The sequence below is a fragment of the Roseibium sp. LAB1 genome (assembly GCF_054658235.1).
Genome location: NZ_BAAGIB010000003.1, coordinates 613,813 through 637,472, shown reverse-complemented (window position 1 = coordinate 637,472; position 23,660 = coordinate 613,813). Strand labels below are relative to the sequence as shown.

The 23,660-nt window shown below is 61.1% G+C and carries 29 protein-coding genes and 1 tRNA gene; 19 read left to right on the top strand and 11 right to left on the bottom strand.

Annotated elements, in window-relative coordinates; genetic code table 11:
• Positions 1 to 88 precede the first annotated feature (88 nt).
• From ACYQ54_RS21045 to ACYQ54_RS21025, 5 genes are all read right to left on the bottom strand, one after another.
• On the bottom strand, positions 89 to 1,300 hold the full coding sequence (locus ACYQ54_RS21045; protein WP_460085983.1) for an HlyD family secretion protein: 1,212 nt from the start codon (positions 1,298 to 1,300) through the stop codon (positions 89 to 91).
• Entirely contained in the window at positions 1,297 to 1,818 is a 522-nt protein-coding gene (locus ACYQ54_RS21040) for a hypothetical protein (RefSeq protein ID WP_460085982.1), read from the bottom strand. Before ACYQ54_RS21040 ends, ACYQ54_RS21045 begins: the two co-directional genes overlap by 4 nt.
• Before the next feature lie 171 nt (positions 1,819 to 1,989).
• Positions 1,990 to 2,065: transfer RNA gene (locus ACYQ54_RS21035), tRNA-Thr, on the bottom strand.
• A 200-nt stretch (positions 2,066 to 2,265) separates the two neighbouring features.
• Positions 2,266 to 4,293, bottom strand: coding sequence for a heme biosynthesis HemY N-terminal domain-containing protein (locus tag ACYQ54_RS21030; RefSeq protein ID WP_460085980.1), 2,028 nt, complete (start codon positions 4,291 to 4,293; stop codon positions 2,266 to 2,268).
• 76 nt (positions 4,294 to 4,369) lie between these two features.
• Positions 4,370 to 5,728, bottom strand: coding sequence for a COG4223 family protein (locus ACYQ54_RS21025; protein WP_460085979.1), 1,359 nt, complete (start codon positions 5,726 to 5,728; stop codon positions 4,370 to 4,372).
• 43 nt (positions 5,729 to 5,771) lie between these two features.
• Between ACYQ54_RS21025 and ACYQ54_RS21020 the strand changes: the two genes are divergently transcribed.
• Both ACYQ54_RS21020 and ACYQ54_RS21015 read left to right on the top strand, forming a co-directional pair.
• The gene (locus ACYQ54_RS21020; protein WP_460085977.1) at positions 5,772 to 5,936 is read left to right on the top strand and encodes a hypothetical protein; all 165 of its coding nucleotides are present in this window, start codon (positions 5,772 to 5,774) and stop codon (positions 5,934 to 5,936) included.
• A gap of 6 nt (positions 5,937 to 5,942) precedes the next feature.
• Positions 5,943 to 6,437, top strand: coding sequence for a hypothetical protein (locus tag ACYQ54_RS21015; RefSeq protein ID WP_460085976.1), 495 nt, complete (start codon positions 5,943 to 5,945; stop codon positions 6,435 to 6,437).
• Here ACYQ54_RS21015 and ACYQ54_RS21010 read toward each other — a convergent pair.
• On the bottom strand, positions 6,434 to 7,150 hold the full coding sequence (locus tag ACYQ54_RS21010) for a uroporphyrinogen-III synthase (RefSeq protein ID WP_460085975.1): 717 nt from the start codon (positions 7,148 to 7,150) through the stop codon (positions 6,434 to 6,436). The genes ACYQ54_RS21015 and ACYQ54_RS21010 overlap by 4 nt on opposite strands.
• Positions 7,151 to 7,157: 7 nt before the next feature.
• Positions 7,158 to 8,084 carry a hydroxymethylbilane synthase gene (gene hemC, locus ACYQ54_RS21005; protein WP_460085973.1) on the bottom strand — a complete coding sequence of 309 codons (927 nt, stop codon included), beginning with the start codon at positions 8,082 to 8,084 and terminating at the stop codon, positions 7,158 to 7,160.
• A 93-nt stretch (positions 8,085 to 8,177) separates the two neighbouring features.
• Between hemC and tsaD the strand changes: the two genes are divergently transcribed.
• The 13 genes from tsaD (at position 8,178) to ACYQ54_RS20940 (ending at position 18,554) form a co-directional block, all read left to right on the top strand.
• On the top strand, positions 8,178 to 9,284 hold the full coding sequence (tsaD, locus tag ACYQ54_RS21000) for a tRNA (adenosine(37)-N6)-threonylcarbamoyltransferase complex transferase subunit TsaD (protein WP_460085972.1): 1,107 nt from the start codon (positions 8,178 to 8,180) through the stop codon (positions 9,282 to 9,284).
• Positions 9,285 to 9,388: 104 nt separating this feature from the next.
• Entirely contained in the window at positions 9,389 to 9,892 is a 504-nt protein-coding gene (locus ACYQ54_RS20995) for an NUDIX hydrolase (protein ID WP_460085970.1), read from the top strand.
• Positions 9,893 to 9,917: 25 nt separating this feature from the next.
• Positions 9,918 to 10,394, top strand: a complete 477-nt coding sequence (locus ACYQ54_RS20990; RefSeq protein ID WP_460085969.1) for an NUDIX hydrolase — start codon at positions 9,918 to 9,920, stop codon at positions 10,392 to 10,394.
• Positions 10,381 to 11,388, top strand: coding sequence for an NAD(P)H-dependent glycerol-3-phosphate dehydrogenase (locus tag ACYQ54_RS20985; protein WP_460085967.1), 1,008 nt, complete (start codon positions 10,381 to 10,383; stop codon positions 11,386 to 11,388). The genes ACYQ54_RS20990 and ACYQ54_RS20985 overlap by 14 nt, the downstream gene beginning before the upstream one ends.
• A 540-nt stretch (positions 11,389 to 11,928) precedes the next feature.
• Positions 11,929 to 12,219 (top strand): YciI-like protein, encoded by a 291-nt coding sequence (locus tag ACYQ54_RS20980; RefSeq protein ID WP_460085966.1) that lies wholly within the window; start codon positions 11,929 to 11,931, stop codon positions 12,217 to 12,219.
• Complete coding sequence (locus tag ACYQ54_RS20975) at positions 12,220 to 12,645, top strand: EVE domain-containing protein (protein ID WP_460085964.1); 426 nt, start codon at positions 12,220 to 12,222, stop codon at positions 12,643 to 12,645.
• A gap of 27 nt (positions 12,646 to 12,672) precedes the next feature.
• On the top strand, positions 12,673 to 13,344 hold the full coding sequence (locus ACYQ54_RS20970) for a class I SAM-dependent methyltransferase (protein ID WP_460085963.1): 672 nt from the start codon (positions 12,673 to 12,675) through the stop codon (positions 13,342 to 13,344).
• A 151-nt stretch (positions 13,345 to 13,495) separates the two neighbouring features.
• Positions 13,496 to 14,668 carry a M20 aminoacylase family protein gene (locus ACYQ54_RS20965; RefSeq protein WP_460085961.1) on the top strand — a complete coding sequence of 391 codons (1,173 nt, stop codon included), beginning with the start codon at positions 13,496 to 13,498 and terminating at the stop codon, positions 14,666 to 14,668.
• 122 nt (positions 14,669 to 14,790) lie between these two features.
• Positions 14,791 to 15,585, top strand: a complete 795-nt coding sequence (locus tag ACYQ54_RS20960) for an AlbA family DNA-binding domain-containing protein (RefSeq protein WP_460085960.1) — start codon at positions 14,791 to 14,793, stop codon at positions 15,583 to 15,585.
• 1 nt (position 15,586) lies between these two features.
• The gene (locus tag ACYQ54_RS20955) at positions 15,587 to 16,357 is read left to right on the top strand and encodes a sulfite exporter TauE/SafE family protein (protein WP_460085959.1); all 771 of its coding nucleotides are present in this window, start codon (positions 15,587 to 15,589) and stop codon (positions 16,355 to 16,357) included.
• A gap of 180 nt (positions 16,358 to 16,537) precedes the next feature.
• Entirely contained in the window at positions 16,538 to 17,650 is a 1,113-nt protein-coding gene (leuB, locus tag ACYQ54_RS20950) for a 3-isopropylmalate dehydrogenase (protein ID WP_062486691.1), read from the top strand.
• A gap of 81 nt (positions 17,651 to 17,731) precedes the next feature.
• Positions 17,732 to 18,151: a hypothetical protein gene (locus tag ACYQ54_RS20945; RefSeq protein WP_460085957.1), complete on the top strand. Its 420-nt coding sequence runs from the start codon at positions 17,732 to 17,734 to the stop codon at positions 18,149 to 18,151.
• Between the two features lie 13 nt (positions 18,152 to 18,164).
• Positions 18,165 to 18,554 (top strand): VOC family protein, encoded by a 390-nt coding sequence (locus ACYQ54_RS20940; protein WP_460085956.1) that lies wholly within the window; start codon positions 18,165 to 18,167, stop codon positions 18,552 to 18,554.
• 3 nt (positions 18,555 to 18,557) lie between these two features.
• On the opposite strand, the gene ACYQ54_RS20935 is transcribed toward ACYQ54_RS20940, so the two are convergent.
• Positions 18,558 to 19,454: a LysR family transcriptional regulator gene (locus ACYQ54_RS20935; protein ID WP_460085955.1), complete on the bottom strand. Its 897-nt coding sequence runs from the start codon at positions 19,452 to 19,454 to the stop codon at positions 18,558 to 18,560.
• A 94-nt stretch (positions 19,455 to 19,548) separates the two neighbouring features.
• On the opposite strand from ACYQ54_RS20935, the gene ACYQ54_RS20930 reads away from it, so the two are divergent.
• Both ACYQ54_RS20930 and ACYQ54_RS20925 read left to right on the top strand, forming a co-directional pair.
• A complete protein-coding gene (locus tag ACYQ54_RS20930; RefSeq protein ID WP_460085953.1) occupies positions 19,549 to 20,286 on the top strand; it encodes an SDR family oxidoreductase in 738 nt (245 codons plus the stop codon).
• 45 nt (positions 20,287 to 20,331) lie between these two features.
• Positions 20,332 to 20,544 (top strand): tautomerase family protein, encoded by a 213-nt coding sequence (locus tag ACYQ54_RS20925; protein WP_075283965.1) that lies wholly within the window; start codon positions 20,332 to 20,334, stop codon positions 20,542 to 20,544.
• Positions 20,545 to 20,609: 65 nt separating this feature from the next.
• Here the strand turns inward: ACYQ54_RS20925 and ACYQ54_RS20920 are convergent, their stop codons facing one another.
• Together ACYQ54_RS20920 and ACYQ54_RS20915 are read right to left on the bottom strand one after the other, a co-directional pair.
• Positions 20,610 to 21,041: a YqaA family protein gene (locus ACYQ54_RS20920; RefSeq protein ID WP_460085952.1), complete on the bottom strand. Its 432-nt coding sequence runs from the start codon at positions 21,039 to 21,041 to the stop codon at positions 20,610 to 20,612.
• A complete protein-coding gene (locus ACYQ54_RS20915; RefSeq protein WP_460085950.1) occupies positions 21,038 to 21,496 on the bottom strand; it encodes a MarR family winged helix-turn-helix transcriptional regulator in 459 nt (152 codons plus the stop codon). Before ACYQ54_RS20915 ends, ACYQ54_RS20920 begins: the two co-directional genes overlap by 4 nt.
• Positions 21,497 to 21,556: 60 nt before the next feature.
• Between ACYQ54_RS20915 and ACYQ54_RS20910 the strand changes: the two genes are divergently transcribed.
• Both ACYQ54_RS20910 and ACYQ54_RS20905 read left to right on the top strand, forming a co-directional pair.
• Positions 21,557 to 21,955 carry an antibiotic biosynthesis monooxygenase family protein gene (locus ACYQ54_RS20910; RefSeq protein ID WP_460085949.1) on the top strand — a complete coding sequence of 133 codons (399 nt, stop codon included), beginning with the start codon at positions 21,557 to 21,559 and terminating at the stop codon, positions 21,953 to 21,955.
• Entirely contained in the window at positions 21,955 to 22,443 is a 489-nt protein-coding gene (locus tag ACYQ54_RS20905) for a cytochrome b/b6 domain-containing protein (protein WP_460085948.1), read from the top strand. The genes ACYQ54_RS20910 and ACYQ54_RS20905 overlap by 1 nt, the downstream gene beginning before the upstream one ends.
• On the opposite strand, the gene ACYQ54_RS20900 is transcribed toward ACYQ54_RS20905, so the two are convergent.
• Positions 22,411 to 23,472, bottom strand: a complete 1,062-nt coding sequence (locus ACYQ54_RS20900; protein ID WP_460085947.1) for a LysR family transcriptional regulator — start codon at positions 23,470 to 23,472, stop codon at positions 22,411 to 22,413. The two genes, ACYQ54_RS20905 and ACYQ54_RS20900, sit on opposite strands and share 33 nt — an antisense overlap.
• Between the last annotated feature and the right edge of the window lie 188 nt (positions 23,473 to 23,660).

Below are 23,660 nucleotides of genomic sequence, written 5' to 3'. Positions count from 1 at the left end.
CTGCGGAACGATATCACCAAACTCTACGGAAACTTGCCTCATCGGTGACGAAGAGGCAGCGACACGCCGCCCCTCGATCAAGGGCTGCTCAGTCCCCTCCGGTCAATCCGGTTCCGACAAAGAGTGTCGCCCAGACCTTCATTCGCATGATCAGCGCTTTCTCCAGCGCCCAGGCCTCGATCACACCCCCCAGAAAGGTGCCGGCAAGGGATCCGGAAATGCGCGTCGTGTAGGCTTGCACCAGACACTTGCTGCCATCGACCAGCAATTTTTGCTGGTCGGGATACTCCAGCCGCACGTGCACAACCAGGTCGCCCGATTTCGGCCGGTCTGACGGCTGCAACAAGGTCCCGGTTGGTGCCAATTGGCCCGTAGAGATGACGTCCTGTATCCGAACGATCCGCGCCGGCAGCACCGAGTTGACCATTCCGCTGTTGATGTTGCTTTCACACGCGACTTCGGCAGGCATGCCGACATGCAGGATTGCGCTGTTGGTCTGGCTGAAACCCGCGACGATCTCGGCCGGTTCGTCGGCAGCCCGGTCGGGAATAATGACCATGGAGGGGCTGGCAACGAACTGCCCCGCCCTGTCTCCAACGTTCAGGGTAAGCTGCGCGATGCGCCCGTTTACGGAGGAATGAACCCGCGTCTTGTCCAGTTTGACCTGGGCTTCATGCAGGGTCGCCTCAGCCGTGGTCAATTGCGCTGGCAGGACCTGGCTCGCATTCAATTGCGCGGTCGTCACATTACTCTGGGCCACGGACACGTCCGCGGTGCGCGCCTGTAGATTGGATCTGGCACGCAGATATCTGTCTTCGGAATATGCAGGAGACTTCTCGTTTCGCAGCGTTTCCTGGTTCTTCATCGTTAAATTGGCGTCATCCAGCCCCGCTTGCGCCTCTTCGAGTTGTGCCTTGGCCTCAGCAACCTCGGACTTGGCAACTTCTAGCTGGCTCTTGACCTCTTCAACAGTCGATTGTGCGGTTTCGACCGCCGCCTGTTCGCTGGAATCGTCGACCGTGAACAACAGGTCACCGGACTTGACCGTCTGACCCGCACGAACGGCCACTTGGGTGACCGTGCCGGATTGTTCGGTCACGACCGGAACGACGCGGTAGGGAATAAGCGCATTGCGCGTGTCCGGGTGATAATATTCCACGGTGAAGATCAACGCGACGAACAGCACAATCCAGACGAACAGCGCACGGTGGACATTGTAAAGCGTGACGGGGCGTTTGCGGTAATGCAGATAGGCAATGCGCAGGAGCAGAGGGAAACAGGTGATGATCAACTCAATCATGCGCTGCCCCCCTCGACTGCCAGGTCTTTGTCAGCAGTCCTCTTTTCAGGTGGAAGTTCCTCGACCACACGCTTCGTGGGCGAGCTCTCCGTCGCGAGGCCTTGCCCGAAGGTCTTTTCTCCACCCGGGCCGCCTGCAGCTTCGCCCTCTTCGATTTGTTGCTCTTCAGGCGGTCCGTTTTCGTCTGACGACTTGGGCTTCAGCCATAATGTGATGTCCATTGCAAGCGCCGCGAGGATCAGCGTCAGCGGCAAAAGAAGGCTGAAGTCCTCAAGCACGGGGACAAGATCGTAGGCCAGGCCGATCGTGAGCATTGTCGGGATTGTCGTTCGAAGGGGCGTGGCTTCACCCTTGCGGGAGGCAAATCTGTCGAACGCCGCATAGAGGTAGACAACCAGAAACAAGATCAACAGCAGGGTAACGAGACCGGCAGTTGCGAAACTGTCGCTTTGGCCCGGCGCAGTCCAGGACGCAGGCGGTGGATCCAGTGTCTGGGAAACAGTTCCTGACTGACTCATGAAAAGCCCTTCAAGTTGGAGGAAAGGCGCCGACTTGTTTCACCGCGTCTGCCGTGTCGAAGGGCACGTGTAATGACAAATTGAATTTAACGGCTATAGCTGGAGCAAAAGCAACTCAGAAGAGACTGCCCTTTTCGGGCAGAATTGACAACCAGTCATGCAAAGGAAAAGTGGTGCCGCTGAAGGGACTCGAACCCCCGACCCCATCATTACGAATGACGTGCTCTACCATCTGAGCTACAGCGGCGTTCTCCGGCAGGTGCCGGGCATCGCGCGATTTGGCGCGGACACTCAGGTCAAGCCCGAGTGCGCCGCTAATTACCGGAGCTTTGCGTCAGATGCAAGAGCCTAAAACCGGTTCTTTCGGGAAGATCACATCTTCCGTTTTTCCAAAGTCCGGCAAACATCCGCTCACCGATACCGCAGGACCGCGCATGGAGCAGCGCTTCAGTTGAAAAAGCGCGGTCGTGGTGTCTTGGCAGCCTCGTTATCGTCGTCCTCGTCCGGACCGGGATCGTCCGGCATACGCGACAGCGGAAACTCGATCGGCCGGTTGAGATTCTCTTTGGGGCTTCCGGCCGTTGCATCGCCAGTTTTCGCGTCTTCGGCTTTGGAACTCGCAGACTTTGCGTCCGCATCTTTGGAAGCTTCCTTGACCTCGGCTTTGGCCTCATCCTGGGCATTGGACCTGGATGGCTCTTCCGCCCCGTTCCGGGTGTCAGCCTTCCCGGCTGCCCCAGCTGTCGCAGCGGCAGTGACGGCCTTTGCCGGTGCCTCCGCTTTTGATGCAGGTACCTTGGCGGATTCGTCCATGGAAGCCGCTTCCTTGACCGGAGGCGACTTTACTGCCTCTGCGTCCGGAAGATCCTTCAGCGCAGGGCTGAATTTGACGTCGTCCGTCGTACCTTCGTAGCCCTGCTTGCCAAGGGGAGCCGCAGCAGTCTCGGGGGACTTGCCGTCGCCGGCCTTCGTGTCACCGGCCTTCGCGTCGCCGGATTTGGGCTCGGCTGGCTTCGGTTCTGCGGTCTTGGCGACAGGTTCAACTTCCAGCACCACAGCGTCGTCATCTGTATCCGAAACCGGCCGAACCGGTTCGGCTGAGGTCGCGGACGGCAGGGCGGGTGCGTCGAACAGGCTGTCCTCAAGCAGCGGTCCATCCTCGTCCGACAGGCTGCCCGGCGTTGCCCACTGGAACGCGTCGAGCTTGCCGGTAACCGGTGACACGGGCTGCCACTCGGCAGAGATGATTCCGTCGGCCATCCAGACCTTGTCCAGCGGTGCGCTGACGGCACGGGCCAGCCAGTCGCGCATGCGGCCCTTGTCGCCATGCTCTGCCTCTTCCACTTCCGCCATCAGCAGAAACGCCTGTCGGGTGGGTTCGGACTGAAGAACCTTTTTCAGTTGCTTGCGCGCTTCCTCGAATTCGCGCGCCTCCATGGCCGCGCGGGCAATGGCCAATGCGCCTTCGGAGGTATTTGCCCGCTGTGCGGACAGCGATTTCACCCGCTTCAGGCGGTCGACTGCCGAATCGCCGGTGCGGACATGGGCATAGGTTTCCGCCAGATCGGGATGCGGAAACAGACGCCACGTGGCTTCCAGCACCTTGGACGCCTTTCGGATGTCGCCCCGGCGCGTCGCCAGGCGCGACGTCAGCACGGCAGCCGGCACAAGGTCGAGCGCCAGCCCGTGAGCTTCCTTGGCCAGCGAATAGGCCCGTTCCGGCTCGCCGTCCTCCAGCTTGGTGGCAAGGGCCGTCAGAATGACGGCGCGCTGACGCCGGTAGGTTTTCTTGTCGAGCATCTTGGCGGCGTAATTGCGCTCCAGCGTCTTGAGCGCCTCGTCCCAGTGATGGGCAACCGCCTGGTATCCAAGCACGGCCTTTCCGGCCCATTCCAGGCCAGGCGAGGTCTTGGCAGCTTCCTCGGCATAGTGACGCGCGGCAACCGGTTCCCTGTGCCGCTCGGCTTCCACGAAGAGGCCGTGCAGACCAAGCGCCTTGGTGGCCGGGTCCTCCAGCATCGCCTCGAACCGCTGACGCGCCTCGTCATCCTTGCCAGCAAGCTGCGCCGTTTGCGCCAGCAGCAGCTTTGCCGCCGGTTCGTCGTCCAGCAGCTTGTCGGCATCCAGTGCGTACCGGCGCGCCATCTTGGCGTTGCCCGTTCCCAGCGCGATCAGCCCTTGGGAAAGAGCATTGTAACCCTTGTCCTTCCGGCGGCGGCGGAAGAAGCGGCTGGCAATCTGCGGTGACTTCAGGACCACGCGAATGGCCCAGACAACCGCCAGGAAGATCGCCAGGAAAACGGCGGCGGCAAGGGCCACAATCGCGGGCGACTGTTCCCAGATGTCCGTCCCGACCTGCTGACCGCCTTCATACACCGGCCAGGAGATCTGGATTGTCCCCGGCAGGTCCGCCATCCAGGCAAAGCCCATGGCAACGGCAAACAACAGCGCGAAAAAGAACAGAACGCGGATCATTCAGTTCGCTCCCTGCGACGGCCGGCTCCTGCCGGCACATAGTTCCATTGACGGGCGGGCGAGTGGCCGGCCTGCATTAGCTATCCTTCGCAGCAAGTGCATTGAGCACTTCCTGCGAGGCCTTGTCCGTCAGGTCATCGACCTCGACACGGGCTTCTGCCCGGGTCGCCCAGTCGGCGGCCGCAGCCTGACTTTGTTCGGGCAGATCCTTGTAGGCGGCAAGTGCCGTCTTCAGGTCTCCCTTGTTGACGGCATTTTCCATGCGCTGCAGGGCAGCGGCCGGACCATCGCCTTCACCCGAGCCGGAACGGCGAACGGTGAAGAGCGACTGCGCACTGTTCATCAGGCTGTCGAGCACATCGCCGGACCGGTCCGGTTCGGAAAAGGTCTGGTAGATCGAGCGTGCGACCGGCGGGAACTGGGCAATCAGCACGGGCACCGGCTCGACACCGGTCTTGGCGTTGGCCTCCAGCGCCGAAAGGTCAAGACCATCCGGCAGGCCTGCCTTCACGGCGGCCAGCTCGGTTTCATAAGGGCGGCCGGAATCGACGGCGGACTTCAGCGCGGACACCGACAGTGCCCTTGCAGCAACTTCACGCGCGGTGGCATCGCCCATGGTCGCTTCGACAGCGGCAAGGCGCGTTGAAATCGTATCGAGTTCGGCGCGCAGTCCTTCCAGAGCCGATGTGTTCGCCGCCCCGACGGACTTGATGTCAGCGGCCAGCGAGGACAGGGTTTCCGTTGCCCGTGCCTGGCTGTCGGCAAGGGTTTTCAGGGAAACATCGGATGTCGACACGGCTGTCTGCGCGGCTTTGGCCGTCGCTTCGGTGTTGGAAAGACGGGTCTCGACGTCGGAGAGGGTCGATTTCAGTTCCGAAAGCTGGCCTTCAAGCCCGGTGACGGAACCGGACAGTTTGTCGGCTTCCGAAGAGGTTGAGGTGGTATCGCTTTCCAGCTTGGCGAGGCGCGTTTCCAACGGTGCCAGATTGACTTCTCCACCGCTCTTTGCCGCCTCTTCCAGCGCGGCAATCCTGTTTTCCAGCGGCTGGAGATCAACCGGCGTTCCGTCGCCGGTGCTTCCGCCCGCCGAAGTCACAGTGCTGCGCAAGTCGCTGACCTCCTGCTTCAGTGCATCGACGGCAGCTCCCAGATCGGAAGACGATGCATCCTGCAGCTGGGTTTCAAGCGCAGTGACCTTGCTTTCCAGAGCCGAGACGGCACCGGAGCTTGTCCGGTTGGCGACAGATGACGTCACATCGCCGAGTTTCTTTTCCAGATCGGAGATCTTGCGCTCCGCCGCGCTGAGCGCGCTGGTGAGCTGCTGGTTGGGTTCCGGCGACAGTTTGACCAGCCCGGCCTGATAGAGACCAAAGCCCCCACCGAGGACCAGAATACCGCCGATGACGGCGGCGATCAAAACGCCGAAGGCACCCACACCGCCGCGGTCTTCAGCAGCCGGCGGATTGGAAAAGGTTGTCGTGCCACCTGGACGGGAACTGCTGCCGCTCGTGGACGCGGTTCCCGATGTGCTGCCGGGAGACGCTGACGAGCTCGCCGGAGACGCCGGTTTGCTGGTGGCGGCTGACGATCCGGAGGTGCTGGTGCCCGCAGACTTGCTGGCAGCGGAAGAGGTCGAGGAATAGCCGGACGTGGTCGAAGACGACGCTGACGCAGCCGAAGACGGCGACGATGCACTGCCCGGACGCGCCGCACCCGTTGAAGATGGCGAAGATGACGTGGACGTGCCGCCCGCCTTGGCGGAACTTGCGGACGTCGGCGTGCTGCCCGCGCCGCCCGGCTTGGGCGTGCTGCTGGAAGACGGGCTGCTGGATGACGAGGTGGAGGACGATGCCGTTTCTGATGGTTTGGCGCCGACCTTTTCCGCGGTCAGATCGATGGTGACCGGCCGCTTTGCGCTGCCGGAGGAAGACGCGGTGCTGCTGCCCGGCTTGTCCTTGCCGCCGGTGCCGCTGCCGCCCGATGAAGATGTCCCGCCCGGGGATTTCTTGTCCGTCGTCATCTCATCTCCTCCTGAACCCTGCCGGTCCCAAGACCTTCACTATACACACCTCTTTGCGAAGCGGTACCGCCGCAGCAAAGACTTTTGCGCGCTGCAAAAGAACGACTCCCCCGGATCTGGTTAACACTGTGTTAAAGCCAGATCCAGCAACGCGCTTTCGTTCGGCGCGGCTGCAACACGCACATGACTTACCTCAGATAGGGGCTCGGCCGACTGCCGCGAAAGGGCATAGACAGGCAAACTGGAAAAAATATGGTCAAGCCCATGGTTGCGCACCAGCGCCCGAAAGGCCTCCGCCGTGCGCTTCGAATAAATCAGGACACCGTCAAAGGCTCCTCCCTTGAGGTTCTCGACCACTGCCGAAGACAGGCTTTGCGCCGGTTCCATCCGGTAGAGCACGACAGTGCGGCAAGAAATCCCACCTGCGGCGAGACGTCCCTCCAGATCCCCTGCCCGATCCTGCGCCGCGGGGTAAAGCACTTCGCCCGGCGTCAGGCTGCTTCGATTATCGAGAATCAGCTGCGCCAGCGCGCCGATATCCCCGCTGGCAGACAAAACCTGCTTGAACCCCGCCTCCCGGCAGGCAAGTGCGCTCGCGTCTCCAACCGTGAAGACCGGCAGTTGCCTGAGGTCTTCCATCTGGCCGTGTGCCGACAGGAGAGAGACCGCCCGCCGACTGGAAAATGCAAGCGCCGACACTCCACCCAAGCCGATGTCCGCCGACGGCACCTCGACGGTTTTAAGGACAGGGGCTTCATCGGCGACATGCCCCAGGGACCGCAGTCTTTCAGCGGTGCGCCGGCAATCCGGCTGGGGACGCGTCACCAGAAAACGCATGACCGACTCAGGCTCCCGCCAGAAAGTCCGGCCCAATCCGGGTTTTCAGATCGTCCCCAACAGAGCGGCCAATCCGCACGGCCTCTGCCGCAGGTCCGCTGGCCGAAGCTTCATGGGCCTCTGATCCGTCCGGCTTCAGGACGATGCCCTTGAAATGAAGCGTATCGCCGTCGACCGTTGCCAGACCGCCGATCGGCGTGCGGCATGACCCGTCCAGAACGGCGAGAAAGGCGCGCTCGGCATCCAGGCGGATCTGGGTTGTCTCGTCATGAATTGCGGCAAGTTTCTGAAGGGTGGCGGTGTCGCCCTCCCGGCTTTCGATGCAGATCGCACCTTGCCCGACAGCCGGCAGAAACTGGTCGGTTTCCAGAAGGCTGGTGATTTCCGCTTCAAGGCCCAGCCGACGCAGACCTGCCGCCGCCAGAAGCGTGGCGTCCACCTCGCCTTCCGCCAGTTTGCGCAGGCGTGTCTGCAGGTTGCCGCGGTACATCACCACTTCGATGTCCGGGCGCAGCCGCTTGATCATCGCCTGACGGCGCAGCGAGCTGGACCCGACAACAGCGCCCTGGGGCAGGTCGGTCAGTGTCTTGGCCTTGGGCGACAGGAAAGCGTCGCGCACATCCTCGCGCGGCAGGAAAGCCGTCAGCGCCAGCCCGTCCGGCAGCACGGTCGGCATGTCCTTGGACGAATGAACGGCGAGATCGATACGCCCGTCCAGAAGCGCTTCCTCGATTTCCTTCGTGAAGAGCCCCTTGCCGCCGACTTCCGACAGCGGCCTGTCCTGGATCCTGTCGCCGGATGTCTTGATGACCACGATCTCGAACGCGTCTTCGGTCAGACCGTGGGCCGCCATCAGCCGGTCGCGGGTTTCATGGGCCTGTGCCAGCGCCAGCGCGCTGCCCCTTGTTCCGATACGCAAAGGATTTGATTGCAAGGTTTACCGTCCAGATGCTACGCCCGGCAGAAATGACGGGCACCGATTTATGTCTTTTCGGATGTCCTAACACAGGCCACCGCACTTAGACCAATGACCTCAGTCAAAACAGATGACAATGCGACCAATCTGACGGTCCTGGGCATTGAAACCAGCTGCGACGAGACGGCGGCAGCGGTGGTGTGCGGTCCTGCACACAAGAAAATCCTGTCCAACACGATCCGGTCGCAGATCGACGAGCATACCGAATTCGGCGGCGTGGTGCCGGAAATCGCTGCCCGCGCCCATATCGAAATCCTCGACAGGATCGTCGCGGAGGCGATGGACGAAGCAGGTTGCGGTTGGAACGACATCGACGCCATTGCGGCGACCGCGGGCCCCGGCCTGATTGGCGGCGTCATTGTCGGCTTCATGACTGCCAAGGCCATTGCCATGGCCGCAGGCAAGCCGATCGTCGGTGTCAATCACCTGGAAGGCCATGCCCTGACCGCGCGTCTGACCGACGATCTCGAGTTTCCGTTCCTTTTGCTGCTGGTTTCCGGTGGTCACAGCCAGTTCCTGCTGGTGCGCGGTGTCGGCGACTATGAACGTCTCGGCACGACCATCGATGATGCCATCGGCGAAGCCTTCGACAAGACCGCCAAGCTGCTGGGCCTGCCCTATCCCGGCGGCCCTCATGTGGAGAAGATGGCCTCACGGGGAGATGTCACCCGCTTCCGCCTGCCGCGCCCGCTGCTTGACCGGCCGGGCCTCGACATGTCCTTCGCCGGGCTGAAAACGGCTCTTCGAACCCAGGCAAAGAAGCTGGAACCAGTCGACGAGCAGACGATTGCCGACCTCTGCGCCGCCTTCCAGCGATCTGTTTCCGATGTGCTGGCCACCCGCACCCGGTCGGCACTCGACCTCTTCCGGACGCGCCATCCAGGCGTCAAACCGGCAATTGTCGTGGCCGGCGGCGTCGCGGCGAACCAGGAAATTCGCAACAGTCTTCTGGCGGCGGCAGAGGAGGCGGACGCCCGTTTCATCGCTCCGCCGCTGAGCCTTTGCACCGACAATGCCGCAATGATCGCCTGGGCAGGCATCGAACGGCTGCGTCTTGGCCCTGTGGACGACATGAGCCTGTCGCCGCGCCCCCGCTGGCCGCTGGATGCGGCCAATGCCGGCGTGCTCGGCGCAGGCAAAAAAGGCGCCAAGGTTTAGGCGGCAGCCTAATAAAACGTCGCTCGAATAGGCGCCGACCCTTTTGCGAGGCCAAAGACCCTGTTAGGAAACTTCAGCCTTCCAACAAGGACTGTTTTTGAAAAATGCGCGTCTACCACAAGGCCTATGTCTATCTGACCTGCGGCACGGACCTTCTGGTCTTTGACGAACCGGACACACCCTGGCTCGGCCTTCAGGTGCCTGGTGGAACAATCGATCCGGGAGAAAGCTTCCTGCATGGCGCCATGCGGGAATTCGCCGAGGAAACCGGTCTCGAGCTGGACGTGGCTTTCGAGCAGTTTTTCGCCCAGGACATTCCCTTCGAGACGATCCCTCCGGTCGGCCAGTACCGGCCGCATCCGGATCGGCCACTGCTCGGCCGTCACATCCGGCGCAACTACCATGTCCGGCTTGCCACCCGGCCCGATACCCAATGGGAACATTACGAAATGCATCCCAGCAGCGGTGGTGATCCGATTCGCTACCGGTTCTTCTGGGTCGACCTCTTCGGCGACCGGGCCCGCAACGAGGAAAATTTCTTTGCCGCCTTCGGCGCGCCCCTGAATGCCCTGCGCGAGCGTGTGACATCTGTGGCGAACGCGGCATAAACAATCGTTTTTCAAGGACCTGCCGGTGCTGATCTACCAGAAAGCCTATGTTTATCTGACCTGCGGCACGGAGCTTCTCGTGTTTGAGGAGCCGGATTTTCCCGAGGCCGAGATCCAGGTTCCCGGCGGCACGCTCGACCCCGGAGAGAGCTATCTGCAGGCAGCCAGGAGAGAATTTGCCGAGGAGACAGGACTTTCGTTGGATATCGCGCTCGAATCGTTCGCCGACCAGGACCATATCTTCAAAGATGTTCCCCGTTGTCTCGACGGCTTGCATCGCCGGCGGCATTTTCACGGCCGTATTCGTGAAAAGCCCGCGACTGAATGGGAACACTTCGAAACGTCACCGAATGCAGGCGGACCTCCGATAAGGTTCCGTCTGTTCTGGATTGACCTGTTCACCATGGATGCGCCGACCGAGGCCCGCTTTTTTGAAGGGTTTGGAGCGCAACTTGAAACACTACGGACGCGCGTGGAAAGGCAGAGCAATGGGCGCCATTAGGTCTATCGGCGTCGTTGGCGGCGGCGCCTGGGGCACAGCCCTGGCCCTGACGGCGGCCCGTGCCGGCCGGGAAGTCCGCCTTTGGGCGCGCGACCCCGGAACGGTTTCAGAAATCCGGTCCCGCCGGCAGAACCCGAGATATCTGCCGGGGATCACCTTTGACGAGGACCTGGAGGCGACCTCTTCGCTGGAAGAAGTTGCGGACACCGATGCCATTCTGCTGGTGACACCGGCGCAGACCACCCGGGCCATGCTGGCCGCCCTGAAACTGACCGGCAAGGTGCGCGGTCCTGTTGTGCTGTGCGCCAAGGGCATCGAACAATCCTCCGGCAAGCTCTTGTCCAAGGTCATGAGCGAGGAGCTGCCCGGCATCGAGCCCGGCGTCCTGTCCGGTCCGAGTTTCGCCGACGATGTCGCAAAGGGTCTTCCAACCGCCGTCACCGTTGCCGCCAATTCCGCCAAGACAGCGCTGAGCCTTTGCGAAGCGATGCAATCGCCCTGCTTCCGGCCCTATGCCTCGATCGACATTCTCGGCGCCCAGATCGGCGGGGCGCTGAAGAACGTGCTTGCGATTGCCTGCGGAGCCGTCGTCGGCCGCAAGCTCGGCGCCAGTGCACAGGCGGCCCTGACCGCACGCGGGTTTGCCGAACTGTCACGCCTCGGTACCGCCATGGGCGCGCAGAGCGAAACCCTGACCGGCCTTTCGGGCCTGGGCGATCTGGTGCTCACCTGCTCGTCCAGCCAGTCGCGCAACTTTTCCTTCGGACTGAGGCTCGGCGAAGGCTTCATGGCCTCCGAGCTGATCTCTGCCGGCGGCAAGCTGGCGGAGGGGGCTTACTCCGCCCGGGTCGCCGTGAAGCTAGCCCGCAAATACGATGTCGAAGTGCCGATCTGCGAGACTGTCGCCAGAATGATCGACGAGGACCAGACCATCGACGATGCCCTCAACACCCTGATGGCCCGCCCGCTGAAATCGGAAACGGAAGGGCTTTAAGGCTCTCGTGAAGAAACCGGCGTCCGGCCTCGGCACACGCCGGGACCTGGTTCCCCCTCCATGTACCGTAAGGCTTTCGAGAATAGGCAGAAAACACAAGTGTCACCCCGGACAAGCAAAGCGTAGATCCGGGGCCCACTCGCCGCGCCGCTTACCGCAGCAGGCAACGCTTCCTGACGAAGCCCCCCACCCCAGAGCTCGAGCCCTGCTCTCTGGAAGCGGGTAGGCACCGGGTCTCCCGCTGCTCACCCGGGGTGGCACATTCACTTGTGGCTCGTCCGGGCGTTTCGCGAATGCCCGGTTTTCCTATCGGACAGAAACGACCAACACACCCACGCCCTCATCCTGAGGAGCGCGCTCGCATGCGTCTCGGAGGATGGCGGCAACCTCGTGACAATCGGCCCCCGCTCCAGACAGGACCAAAGACCTTCTTCAGGATGAGGCGCAAGGTTGTGAAGGGACTGGAAGCATTCCCCCATTGAGTTTCCCCCGCCCCGGCCCTAGGTTCGTCGCAGATTCGACCAACCCGGGGATTTTTTCATGCTCTATGCCCTGATCTGCACCGACAAGCCCGGTGCGCTGCAGACGCGCCTCGACAACCGCGCCGCTCATATCGACTTTCTGAAAGGCCTTGGCGACAGCCTCAAGGCTGCTGGTCCATTTCTGGACGACGACGGCAACATGACCGGTTCGCTGGTCGTGATCGAGGCGTCCAACCGCGACGAGATCCTGGCCATTTCACAGGAAGATCCCTATGCCCGCGCCGGCCTGTTCGAAAGCGTCGAGATCCGTCCCTGGAACTGGGCGATCAAGAATCCGGAGGCAAACTGAGTGCAGTACTGGCTGATCAAGTCCGAGCCCGACAAATGGTCCTGGGAACAGCAGAAGGCCCGGGGCGACAAGGGCGAGCAGTGGGACGGTATCCGGAACTACCAGGCACGCAACAACATGCGGGCCATGGAAATCGGCGACAAGGCGTTCTTCTACCATTCCAACATCGGTAAGGAAGTTGTCGGCATCGTTGAAGTCTGCAGCGACATCCATCCGGACACCACCATCGACGATCCACGCTGGGAATGCGTCGACTTCAAGGCGGTCCGCGACATGCCGAAGCCGGTGACCCTGGCGGACGTCAAGGCCGAACCGCGCCTTGCCAAGATGTCGCTGGTCACGTCCATGCGTCTGTCGGTCCAGCCGGTCACGGAAGAGGAATGGAAAATCGTCTGTGAAATGGGCGGCCTGAAAGTGCCAGCGTAACGTCCTCTTCTGAAAGACCTGCCCTGAATGGCCCTTTTCAAGGATCCGGCAGCCTTCATCCGGAAGGAAACCAAGGTCAAGCCCGTGCCGCATGCGGAGGAAATCCTTCTGCATGTGGCGGATGAAGCCATGGATCTATGGCAAAAGACAGAAGACGAACTGGGCGAGCTCGGCCTGCCGCCACCGTTCTGGGCTTTCGCCTGGGCGGGCGGTCAGGGCCTTGCCCGCTATGTGCTCGACACACCGGATCTTGTCGCAGGCAAGCGCGTTGTCGACTTTGCCTGCGGATCCGGCCTTGTCGGCATTGCGGCCATGAAGGCGGGCGCCGCGTCCTGCCATGCGGTCGACATCGATGCCTACGCCCTGACTGCAACCCGGCTGAATGCCGCCCTCAATGACGTCGAGATCACCACGGAGACCGCGGACATCACCGCCGGAGAGCCGCCGGACGCGGATCTGGTCTTTTGCGGCGACGTTTTCTACGACAAGACCATGGCCGACAAAGTGCTGGCCTTCCTCGACACGCTGCTGACGAAGGACATCGCGGTTTTCGTCGGCGACCCGGGCCGGTCCTACCTGCCGTCGTCACGTTTGATTGAACTGGCGGCCTACAGCGTTCCTGTGGTCGGTGCGTTGGAAGACAACGAGATCAAACGCACGCGCGTCTTTCGATTGAAGGAAAAATCATCCGGCGAATAACCCCTTGGCGGACCAGTCTTGCGGATCGCAGCCGGGCAGATAACTTTTTCCGCAATCCCACTTCCTCTTTTTGCAGCTTGCGATAGGTTAGGTACCTAACCCTTCAAGCTTCAAGCGCTTTCCTGTTCCGATGTGTTTCTAGGAGTCCTTCATGCCCATCGTTAATCGCCTCGCGGATCTGGCCGACGAGATCACTGCCTGGCGCCGCGACATTCACGAAAACCCCGAAATCCTCTACGAGACGGTGAGGACCGCCGAGAAGGTGTCCGAGCTCCTGCAGAGCTTCGGTGTCGACGAAATCGCAACGGGCATCGGCAAGACGGGCGTTGTCGGGGTGATCAAGGGCCGGAACGGTGGCGCAGGCAAGACCATCGGCCTGCGCGCCGACATGGACGCACTGCCGATCGAGGAAATCACCGGCAAGGAATATGCTTCCAAGATCCCCGGAAAAATGCATGCCTGTGGCCATGACGGTCACACTGCAATGTTGCTGGGCGCGGCCAAATATCTCGCCGAGACCCGGAACTTCGACGGCACAGTCGTCGTCATCTTCCAACCGGCCGAAGAAGGCGGCGCAGGCGCCAAGGCGATGATCGACGATGGTCTTCTGACTCGCTGGCCGATCGAGGAAGTCTACGGCATGCACAACTTCCCGGGCATGCCGGTAGGCGAATTCGCCATCCGCAAGGGTCCGATCATGGCCGCAACGGACGAATTCCGCATCACCATCACCGGCCGGGGTGGCCATGCGGCCAAGCCGCACGAAACCATCGATCCGATCGTGATCGGCTCGCAACTGGTGTCCGCGCTGCAGACCATCGCCAGCCGCAATGCCAACCCGCTCGATTCGGTGGTTGTGTCGGTGACCGTTTTCCAGGGTGGCAACGCCTTCAACGTCATCCCGCAGGAAGTGCTGCTGCGCGGCACGGTGCGCACGCTCAGCCCGGAAATGCGGGACCTCGCCCAGGCACGGATGGAAACCATCGTCAGTTCGGTTGGAGATGCCTTCGGTGCCAAGGCGGTACTGCAATTCACCCGCGGTTACCCGGTCACGGCCAACCACGATGAGCAGACCGATTTTGCAGCGGCAGTCGCCGAAGGCATTGCCGGGGTCGGCAAGGTCAATCGCGAGATCGAACCGATGATGGGTGGCGAGGATTTCTCCTACATGCTGGAAGAGCGCCCCGGCGCGTTCATCTTCGCCGGCAACGGCGACAGCGCCGGCCTGCACCATCCGGCCTACGACTTCAACGACGACCTGATCCCCGTCGGCTGTTCCTACTGGGTCAAACTGGTCGAGACGGCCCTGCCCGCAGCTGCCTGACGGCTTTGCCCGCCTCCATCGCGATCCCGGCACGCATGATGCCTCGCCGGGATGACGGCGGGAAGGTTTTGGCTTAAGAGTGACGCCGGTTCCGACCGGCGTTTTCATTTGGATTTTCGAATATGGCACTTTCCCCGTTCAAGCTTCCCTTTCTGGCAGCCTATGTCGTGGTCGGGGCCATTGTTGGCGTTCTGGTGATTCACCCGCTGAACCTGGTGGTTGTCTGGTGGGAACTGGCCAGGTTTTCTGAGACGGCCCCCAATCTCTTTGAATTTCTGGCGGCACGCCTGTGGCTGGTACTGCTTCCCCGGCATCTGGATGTTGCGATTGCCTATACCGGTCTCGGCGCAGTTGTCGGCCTTGCCTTCGGCATCTTCACCCGCAACTACATGCGCACCTCCGAAGCCTACCGGTCTCTTCGCGAGGAACAGACCGCGCTGATCCCCGACCTTCTGAAGCAGGGGGAAAGCCGGCGCGTGGAATTCAAGTCATCTCTGCGCTGGGACCTGAAGGAAAACCGGACCAACAGGTCGCTGGAAAAGGTCATCGCCAAGACCCTTGCCGGCTTCTTCAACGCAGATGGCGGTCATCTTCTCATTGGTGTCGACGACAACGGCACGCCGCTCGGGCTCGACAAGGATCTGGCAACGTTGAAAAGCCCGGATCTCGATTCATTCGAGCGCACGGTCAACGACATCGTTTCCAAAACACTCGGTGGCGATCTCTGCCCCTACATCCACACGGTCTTTTCCACGGTCGACGGCAAGGAGGTGGCCATGGTTATCGTCAGCCCGGCGCCCCGTGCGGTCTACATGGAAGAGAACAGGGCATCTGTCTTCTATCTGCGCAGCGGCAACTCCACCCGTGCCCTGGATGTCCGCGAAGCGGTCAATTACGCCAACAGGAGATGGTCGTGACATGTCGGAAATTGCCGGCTTCTTCTTTCCCGACCAGTTGCACCTTGCTGCATCGCTGACACTGATCATAACCAGTTTCTTCACTTCCGCACTGACGGCGGCCGTCGGCCTTGGCGGCGGGGTCGCGCTGATCGCGATCATGGCAACCGTGATGCCGGCCAGTGCGCTGGTGCCGGTCCATGGCGTCGTTCAGCTGGGTTCGAACGCCGGGCGCGCGCTGGTGCAGCTGAAGCATGTCGACTGGCTGATTGCGCTCTGGTTTGCGGTTGGGGCGGCAATTGGTGCTGCGGTCGGCGGGGCCATCGCCGTGGAACTGCCTCCCGTCGTCCTGAAAGCAGGCATCGGCCTGTTCGTGTTGTGGGTCGTCTGGGGCAAGGCGCCTCGCTTCGGCAAGGCCCCGAAACGGGTGATGGCGGCAGCGGGTTTCACCTCGACGTTCCTGTCCATGTTCTTTGGAGCGGCCGGCCCCATCGGGGGAGCGGTCCTGTCGACCCTCGGCCTGCCGCGCCACGGGTTTGTTGCCAACCAGGCCATCACCGCGCTGATCATGCATATCTTCAAGATCATTGCCTTCGGGGCCCTCGGCTTTGCCTTCGCGCCCTGGCTCGGACTGATCATCCTGATGATCGCAAGCGGTTTTCTCGGTACGCTTGCCGGCAGCCGCCTGCTTGGCCGCATGGACGAAAAAAGCTTCAAGACCGGCTTCAGATGGGTGATGACCGCCCTGGCGCTGAACCTCCTGTGGCAGGCGGCGCGCGGCTGGCTCGGATAACTTCGCCCCGAAGGTTCCGGCAGACGACGGTCCTGCCGTTGCCTTCTTCGACTTTCTGCCGTTCTTGACCTTTCCCCATGGCTTGCTTGAGTTCTTCGCAACTGGGTTCATCTTGAAAGACATCGGCCGACGCGCTAACCCATCGCGATCAGATTTCTCAAAATGCGGGATGGAACACCCATGGCTTCACAAAACCTTCTGCTTCTGCCGGGTGACGGCATTGGCCCGGAAATCATGCAGGAAGTGAAAAAGGTCATTGCCTGGTTCAACGAAAAGGGCGGCATGTCCTTTGAAACCGACGAGGGCCTGGTGGGCGGCTCCGCCTATGATGCCCATGGCCAGTCGATCTCCGAAGAGGACATGGCCAAGGCCATGGCTGCGGACGCGGTGATTTTCGGCGCCGTCGGCGGCCCGAAGTGGGACGATGTTCCTTATGAAGTTCGCCCGGAAGCAGGCCTGCTGCGTCTGCGCAAGGACATGCAGCTTTTCGCCAACCTGCGCCCGGCGATCTGCTACCCGGCGCTTGCCGATGCCTCCTCGCTGAAAAAGGACGTGATCGAAGGCCTCGACATCCTGATCGTGCGTGAGCTGACCGGCGGCGTCTACTTTGGTGAGCCGAAGGAAATCATCGACCTCGGCAACGGTCAGAAGCGCGGCATCGACACGCAGGTTTATGACACCTACGAGATCGAACGCATTTCCGGCGTTGCCTTCGAGCTTGCGCGCACGCGCGGCAACAAGGTCACGTCCATGGAAAAGCGGAACGTGATGAAATCCGGTGTTCTGTGGAACGAAGTCGTTACCCAGACTCACAAGAACGGCTACGAGGACGTGCAGCTGGAGCACATGCTGGCCGATGCCGGTGGCATGCAGCTCGTTCGCTGGCCGAAGCAGTTCGACGTCATCGTGACGGACAACCTCTTCGGCGACATGCTGTCCGACGTTGCCGCCATGCTGACCGGTTCGCTCGGCATGCTTCCGTCCGCTTCACTCGGCGCACCCGATGGTGTCACCGGCAAGCGCAAGGCGCTTTATGAGCCTGTCCATGGTTCGGCTCCGGACATTGCCGGCACGGGCGCTGCCAACCCGATCGCCATGATCGCCAGCTTTGGCATGGCGCTGCGCTACTCCTTCGAGGAAGTCGCGGCTGCCGACAAGCTGGACAAGGCCATCGCCAACGCCCTCGACAAGGGCCTGCGTACCAAGGACATCGCAGCTCCTGGCCAGGCAACCGTTTCCACCGTGGAAATGGGCGACGCCATCATTGCCGAACTGGACGCCCTGAGCGCCTGACAGGCAATCGCCATTTGCAAGCAGAGCCGTCACCGGTTATCCCGGTGGCGGCTTTCCCATTTTCAAGACACCGCTGGCCCCATGATCGAAGACAAACTCGCTCCCTTTCTCGGCACCTGGATCCTCGACACGGAGGAAAGCGACTTCGAGCAGGGCGAACCGCCTCGAAGTGCCACGCTGAAGATCGAAGACAATTTCGGTGTTGCCGTGTTCACCATGAACCAGGTGGCCGACGACGGCGAAGTCACCAACGACTCCTTCGAGGCAATGCCCGACGGCCCTGAGGTGCGTCTTGGCAAAAGCGGCCTGGTCGACGCCATGCGTCTCGTCTTCAAGGGCGACCGCAACCTGATTTCCGAAGCCCGCCGCGGGGGCCTGACCATCATGAAGGCCGACCGGGAACTGTCTGATGACGGCACTACGTTGACAGTGACCCAGACTGTCCACCTGGTGGATGTTGCAAGTTACACGAACGTGTCCGTCTATCGGCGCGCGCAGTAGGAACCCGTCTTCAATGAAACAGGTAATTGGAGCGATTGCCCTTATCGTGCCGGATTACGATGAGGGCATTGCCTTTTATGTCGAAAAGCTTGGCTTCGACCTGATTGAAGACACACCCCTTGGCGGCATCAAACGCTGGGTGCTGGTCGCGCCCAAAGGCAGCTCCGAGACCCGTATCCTGCTGGCGCAGGCCGATGGAGACAACCAGCAAGCGGCCATCGGCAACCAGACCGGTGGACGCGTGTTCCTGTTTCTGCACACCGACGATTTCGACCGCGACCATCAGGCGATGCTCGCAGCCGGCATCACGTTCCTGGAGCCTCCACGCCACGAAACCTATGGCAAGGTCGCCGTGTTCCAGGACCCGTTCGGCAACAAGTGGGATCTGATCCAGAGGGTCTGAGGTCTATATATCCACCGCGGCGAAGATACCGGCCACCCATTCGACAAAGACACGAACGCGTGGTGAAAGCTGGCGGTTCTGGGGGTAAAACGCAGCCAACGGCAACGAGGTCGGCGGCAAATCCGGCAGGACCTGCACCAGCGCACCGCTTTCCAGATCTTCGGCAAGCCGGTAGCGAGGCGCCTGGATCAGGCCGAACCCAAGACACCCGAGTTGGTGTACCATTTCGGCATCGTTTGCGACAATCCGGCTGGGCAGCATTATTTCGCGCACCCCGGCAGACGTCAGGAAGTCAAGCGGCATGACGGCGCTCGTCCGTGACGACAGGAAGCCGACCATCAGGTGCCCTTCCAGATCCTCAAGACTTGTCGGCGTACCGTGCCTGGCCAGATAGTCCGGGCTGGCACATGTAATCTCCGCGATCTCCGTCAACTTTCGCATGATCATGCCGCTGTCGTCCGGCACACCGGCACGGAGCACGCAATCAACCCCCTCGCGGACCAGATCCACCAGGCGCTCGCCCTGGCCGAGCTGCAGGTCGATTTTCGGATAACGCGCCATGAAGTCCGGCAGGTGCGGCAACAGGAAGGTGCGGGTCAGCCGTCCCGGCACATCGACCCGCAACTGTCCGGCAGGCTCGTGCCCGCGCAGCGCGCCCTCGGCTTCTTCCACTTCCGCCAGGATTGACACGCATCGCCGGTAATAGGCTTCGCCATCCGGCGTCGGCATCACATGGCGTGTGGTTCGCTCCAGCAACCGGCAGGCGAGATCACGCTCAAGACGCTGGATTACATCCGTGGCGGTGGACCGTGGCAGGTTCAGATCTGCCGCGGCAGCAGTGAAGCTGCCGCGCTCGACCACCCGGACAAAGAGCTGCATTGCGTCGAACTTGCCATACATTTGTTCTTATTATCCGGATTATCTTTTCAGTTAAAGCATCATTATCCGGAGTTTCCGCCTCGCTATCTTCAGGATCAACGAGAAGGAGACTTACATGACACCAGATCTCGACACCGCCATCGTCACCGGCGCCAGCAAAGGCATAGGCGCAGCCATAGCCCGCAGGCTCTCGCGCGACGGGTTTCAGGTGGTGATCAATTACGGCAAGGATGAAGCCGCAGCTGACGCTCTTGTCCGAAGCCTGGAAGACCAGGGCGGCAAGGCAATCGCGATCCAGGGAGACGTTGCCGAGACAGCTACCCACGAGCGTCTCTTCGAAGCTGCAGAAAAGGCCTTCGGCCCTGTGGGTGTACTCGTCAACAATGCCGGCACCATGCGCAACGCCTCCATTGCCGAAGCAACTGACGAAGATTTCGACAGACAATGTGCGGTCAATCTCGGCGGTGTCTTCCGCGCCATGCGGCTCGCGTCGAGCCGGCTCGCGGACGGCGGCCGTATCATCAGCATTTCCTCCAGTGTGGTCGGCCTCTATCAGCCTAACTACGGCCTCTATGCCGCGACCAAGGCCGCTGTTGAAGCCATGACCCGGGTTCTGGCGAAGGAGCTTGGCCCGCGTGGCATCCGGGTCAACGCGATCGCCCCCGGACCGGTTGAGACTGACTTTTTCCTTGCCGGCAAGCCGGCGGAGCTTGTGGAAACGATCCGGAAATCAAACCCGCTTGGCCGTCTCGGCACTCCCGAGGACATCGCTGCAACCACTGCCTTTCTGGCCAGTCCGGACGGGGACTGGATGAATGGCCAGGTTCTGCGTGCCAACGGCGGCATCATCTAGGGTGTGGACCTAGACACTGACACCAAAACCCCAAGGAGAATCGTAATGCCCTTTGCAAATTACAAACTGCCCGAAGCCGCGTTGAGCACAGCGCAAAAGGAAGAGCTGATCCACAAGACCACCGACCTGCTGGTTTCCTTTTTCGGTGAGATCGTGCGGCCCAACACCATGGTTCTGGTGGAAGAGGTCAAGGACGGCGGCTATGGCCGCGCCGACGAAGTCTTCACGATACCGCCCGAGTATCGCGCCGGGGACTGATCCGAACCCGCGTCACCTGCCCGGCTGGAAACAGCCGGGCACTTTCCGCCTTCTGGTCCGCAAACTCAGACGACCTGCAACGTGATCAGTGCAACCAGGACATAGCGAGCGGTCTTTGCAATGGCGACCAACAGGGCAAAACTCCAGAATGGCTCTTTCAGAACACCTGCTGCCAGCGTCAGGGGATCGCCGATGATCGGTGCCCAGCTCAGCAACAGGCTCCAGCGACCATAGCGGTGATACCAGCCTGTTGCCTTTTCCAGTTTGTCGGGTTTGACCGGAAACCAGGAGGCGGTCGACCAGGCGGTGGCCGCTCTGCCAAGACCCCAGTTGACCATCGACCCGAGCGTGTTGCCAAGGCTTGCGGCGGCAACCAGCAGAACGACCGGTTCGGTTCCAAGCGCGATCAAGCCGGAAAGGCCCAGTTCGGATTGGGCAGGCAGCAAGGTGGCGGCCAGAAAGGACACGCTGAACAGGCCCAACAAGCTTGCGCTCATCGGCTACCGCCACGTTGGGCTTTCTGCATGGCCGCAATCGCCCTGTGCATGAAATCCAGGAACAGAGTTTTTTCCTGTTCCGAAAATCCTTCCAGTGCCTCGGCATTCTGCGCAATCGCCGCGCCGACGGCTTCCTTCTCCAGCACCCGTGCCTTTTCCGTCAGGAAAATCTCCTGAACCCGTCCGTCTTCCTCGCTCGCCCGGCGCGTGATCAAGCTGTCACGTTCCATCCGCGCCAGCGTGTTGGCCAGTGTCGCCTGCTCGATATCAAGCAATTGCACGAGTTCCTTTTGCGTCCGCCCCTCCTTCGCCCATAGGGCAACAAGCGCCGGAAACTGGCCCGGCGACAGGCCGAGCGGCCGGATGCGGCGATGAAGGCCCGCGGCAAACAGCCGGGCCATGTGGTTCGCGAGATATCCGGCGGAGGAATCTTTTTCGAAGGTCATACCTTGCATATACGATAGATAGCATCCTATATAAATAAACATAGCTTGCTATATAAATAGGAAATCGAAATGACATTCTCCTGGACACGGCGTGCTGTTCACCTGGCAGCACTCACCCTATTGACCACAAACCTCGGAGTTACCGCCATGGCGAGCGAAATCACCGACAACGCCCCCATCACGCTGATCAATTCCTTCGAAATTCCGCAAGACCGCCTCGCCGACGCCATTCGCGGCTGGGAAAAGGCACGCGATTTCCTGAAACAGCAGCCAGGTTACATCACCACCCGCCTGCACCAGTCCCTGTCCCCGCAGGCGAAGTTCCAGCTGGTCAACGTCGCACTTTGGGAAAGTCCCGAGACCTATCAGTCCGCCATTCAGAAGCTTGGCAAAAGCGGCATCGTCGCGGAGTTCAAGGGTATCGATTTTCATGCCGCGCTCTACACAGTGATCCGGGAGGACGAGTGATGTCTTCCCCCACATCCGGCATTAGGTTGCTGCACTGGGCAATCGCTGCCCTGACCATCGGCGCCCTGGCGACAGGCTACGCCATGACGAACAGCGACACGTTTTCCGTAACCCTTTTGAAAACCCATCTGGGGCTTGGTTTGTCGGCCGGAGGTCTCGCTCTCGTCCGCACCATCACCTGGATAATGAACGGAACCCCCGCCCCGGTCTTCATCGTCAAGCCCGGCGTCCAGGCTGTCCTCGGCAGGAGCGTCCATGTGGCCTTGCGCCTCGTTCCGCTTCTGCTGCTTATCAGCGGGGTTGGCATGATCCTGCTGTCAGGCACCCTGGGAACGATCGCTGACGGCACATTCCCCGGCCTTGGGACCCTTGCGGGATTGCCACCGGTAAATCTCCACCATGCCGCAGCACTTCTGCTGGCGGCCCTCATCGGGCTACACGGCCTTGCCGCCCTGTCACACTGGCGACAACGAACTCTCTGGGGTTGAGAATGGTACTCCAAAAAAGAAAAGGCCCGGCCGCATAAAGCCGCCGGACCTTCGCTCAGGTCTTGGGAGGATCTTTCTCCAGGAATTACGCAGCGAGTGTGCCCGCGTTCTCCTGTTCAAGGTTGGAAATCGTAACGGGTGCGGCTTGAAGAGCGCTGCATATCTCGGGGCGAAGAATTTCGTGAACTGCCGAACTTCGGGCCTTTTGTAAGCTTCGCTGGAAATCAGCATGAGATGCTCCGCTGCAAGTTCATCGATCGGTTCGAAGCAGCGCACGAGGTCGGTCTCCTGCTCTACGAGCTTCAGGTTCAGGAGGCCCAGGCCGACGCCTGACCTTATCGCGGCATGCATCAGCTCAAACTCACTGAACGAAAGAAGGATCTGCTCTCGCTTCACGCGGCAGGCTAGCCAATCGTGCAGGGTCGTTGGAACATCGTCACGCTCGAAGGTGACGAAGGTGTGGCCGGACAGATCTTCCGGCGATGTGGGCAGGCCGTGCTTCTTCGCATAGTCGCGAGACCCGAACAGGGAATATCTGGCGGTGCTGATCTTTCTGCAGACAAGGTCTTGCGACGGCGAATTCCGGGTCAGCCGCAGTGCAATATCGGCTTCGCCTTTTTCAAGATCCAGCATGAGTTGGGTGGGTATAAATTCCAGACGGACATGAGGATGCCGGGCAGAAAAATCGCTGAAGATCTTGTTGGCCCGTGGTGAAAAATTTGCCGAATATGCGGTGATGCGGATCGGGCGCGGTGTTGCGAGACCGTTCGCCTCGGTTTCAAGCGCTGTCATCGCTGCTTCAATGGCCTCGGCTTTCGGGTAAAGCGCCCTCGCGTGCCGGGTCGGCCGAAAACCACGCGTGTCCCGGTCGAAAAGAGACAGGTGCAGTTCATGTTCCAGCACTTCGATCCGTCGCGCGACAGTCGGCTGCGCGACCCCGAGCCGGCGTGACGCCGCCAGAGTTGACCCTTCCCGGAACACGGCCAGGAATGCCTTGATATCTGTCCAGTTCGATATCCGGCTCTTCATTTATGTAGAGCAACACAACGCCGGGCCGGATACCAGCCGAATGTTGCCGAGGATATTTTAAAGGCAGGAAAACAAGCAGGAGGATCGGAAATGTCTGCAACTCTCACTTCGCGACACGGCTTCAGCCTGCTTCGATTTTTGCGAAACCCAACGAGACCCTGGACAAGGCAGATGAGATCCGTAGAGGC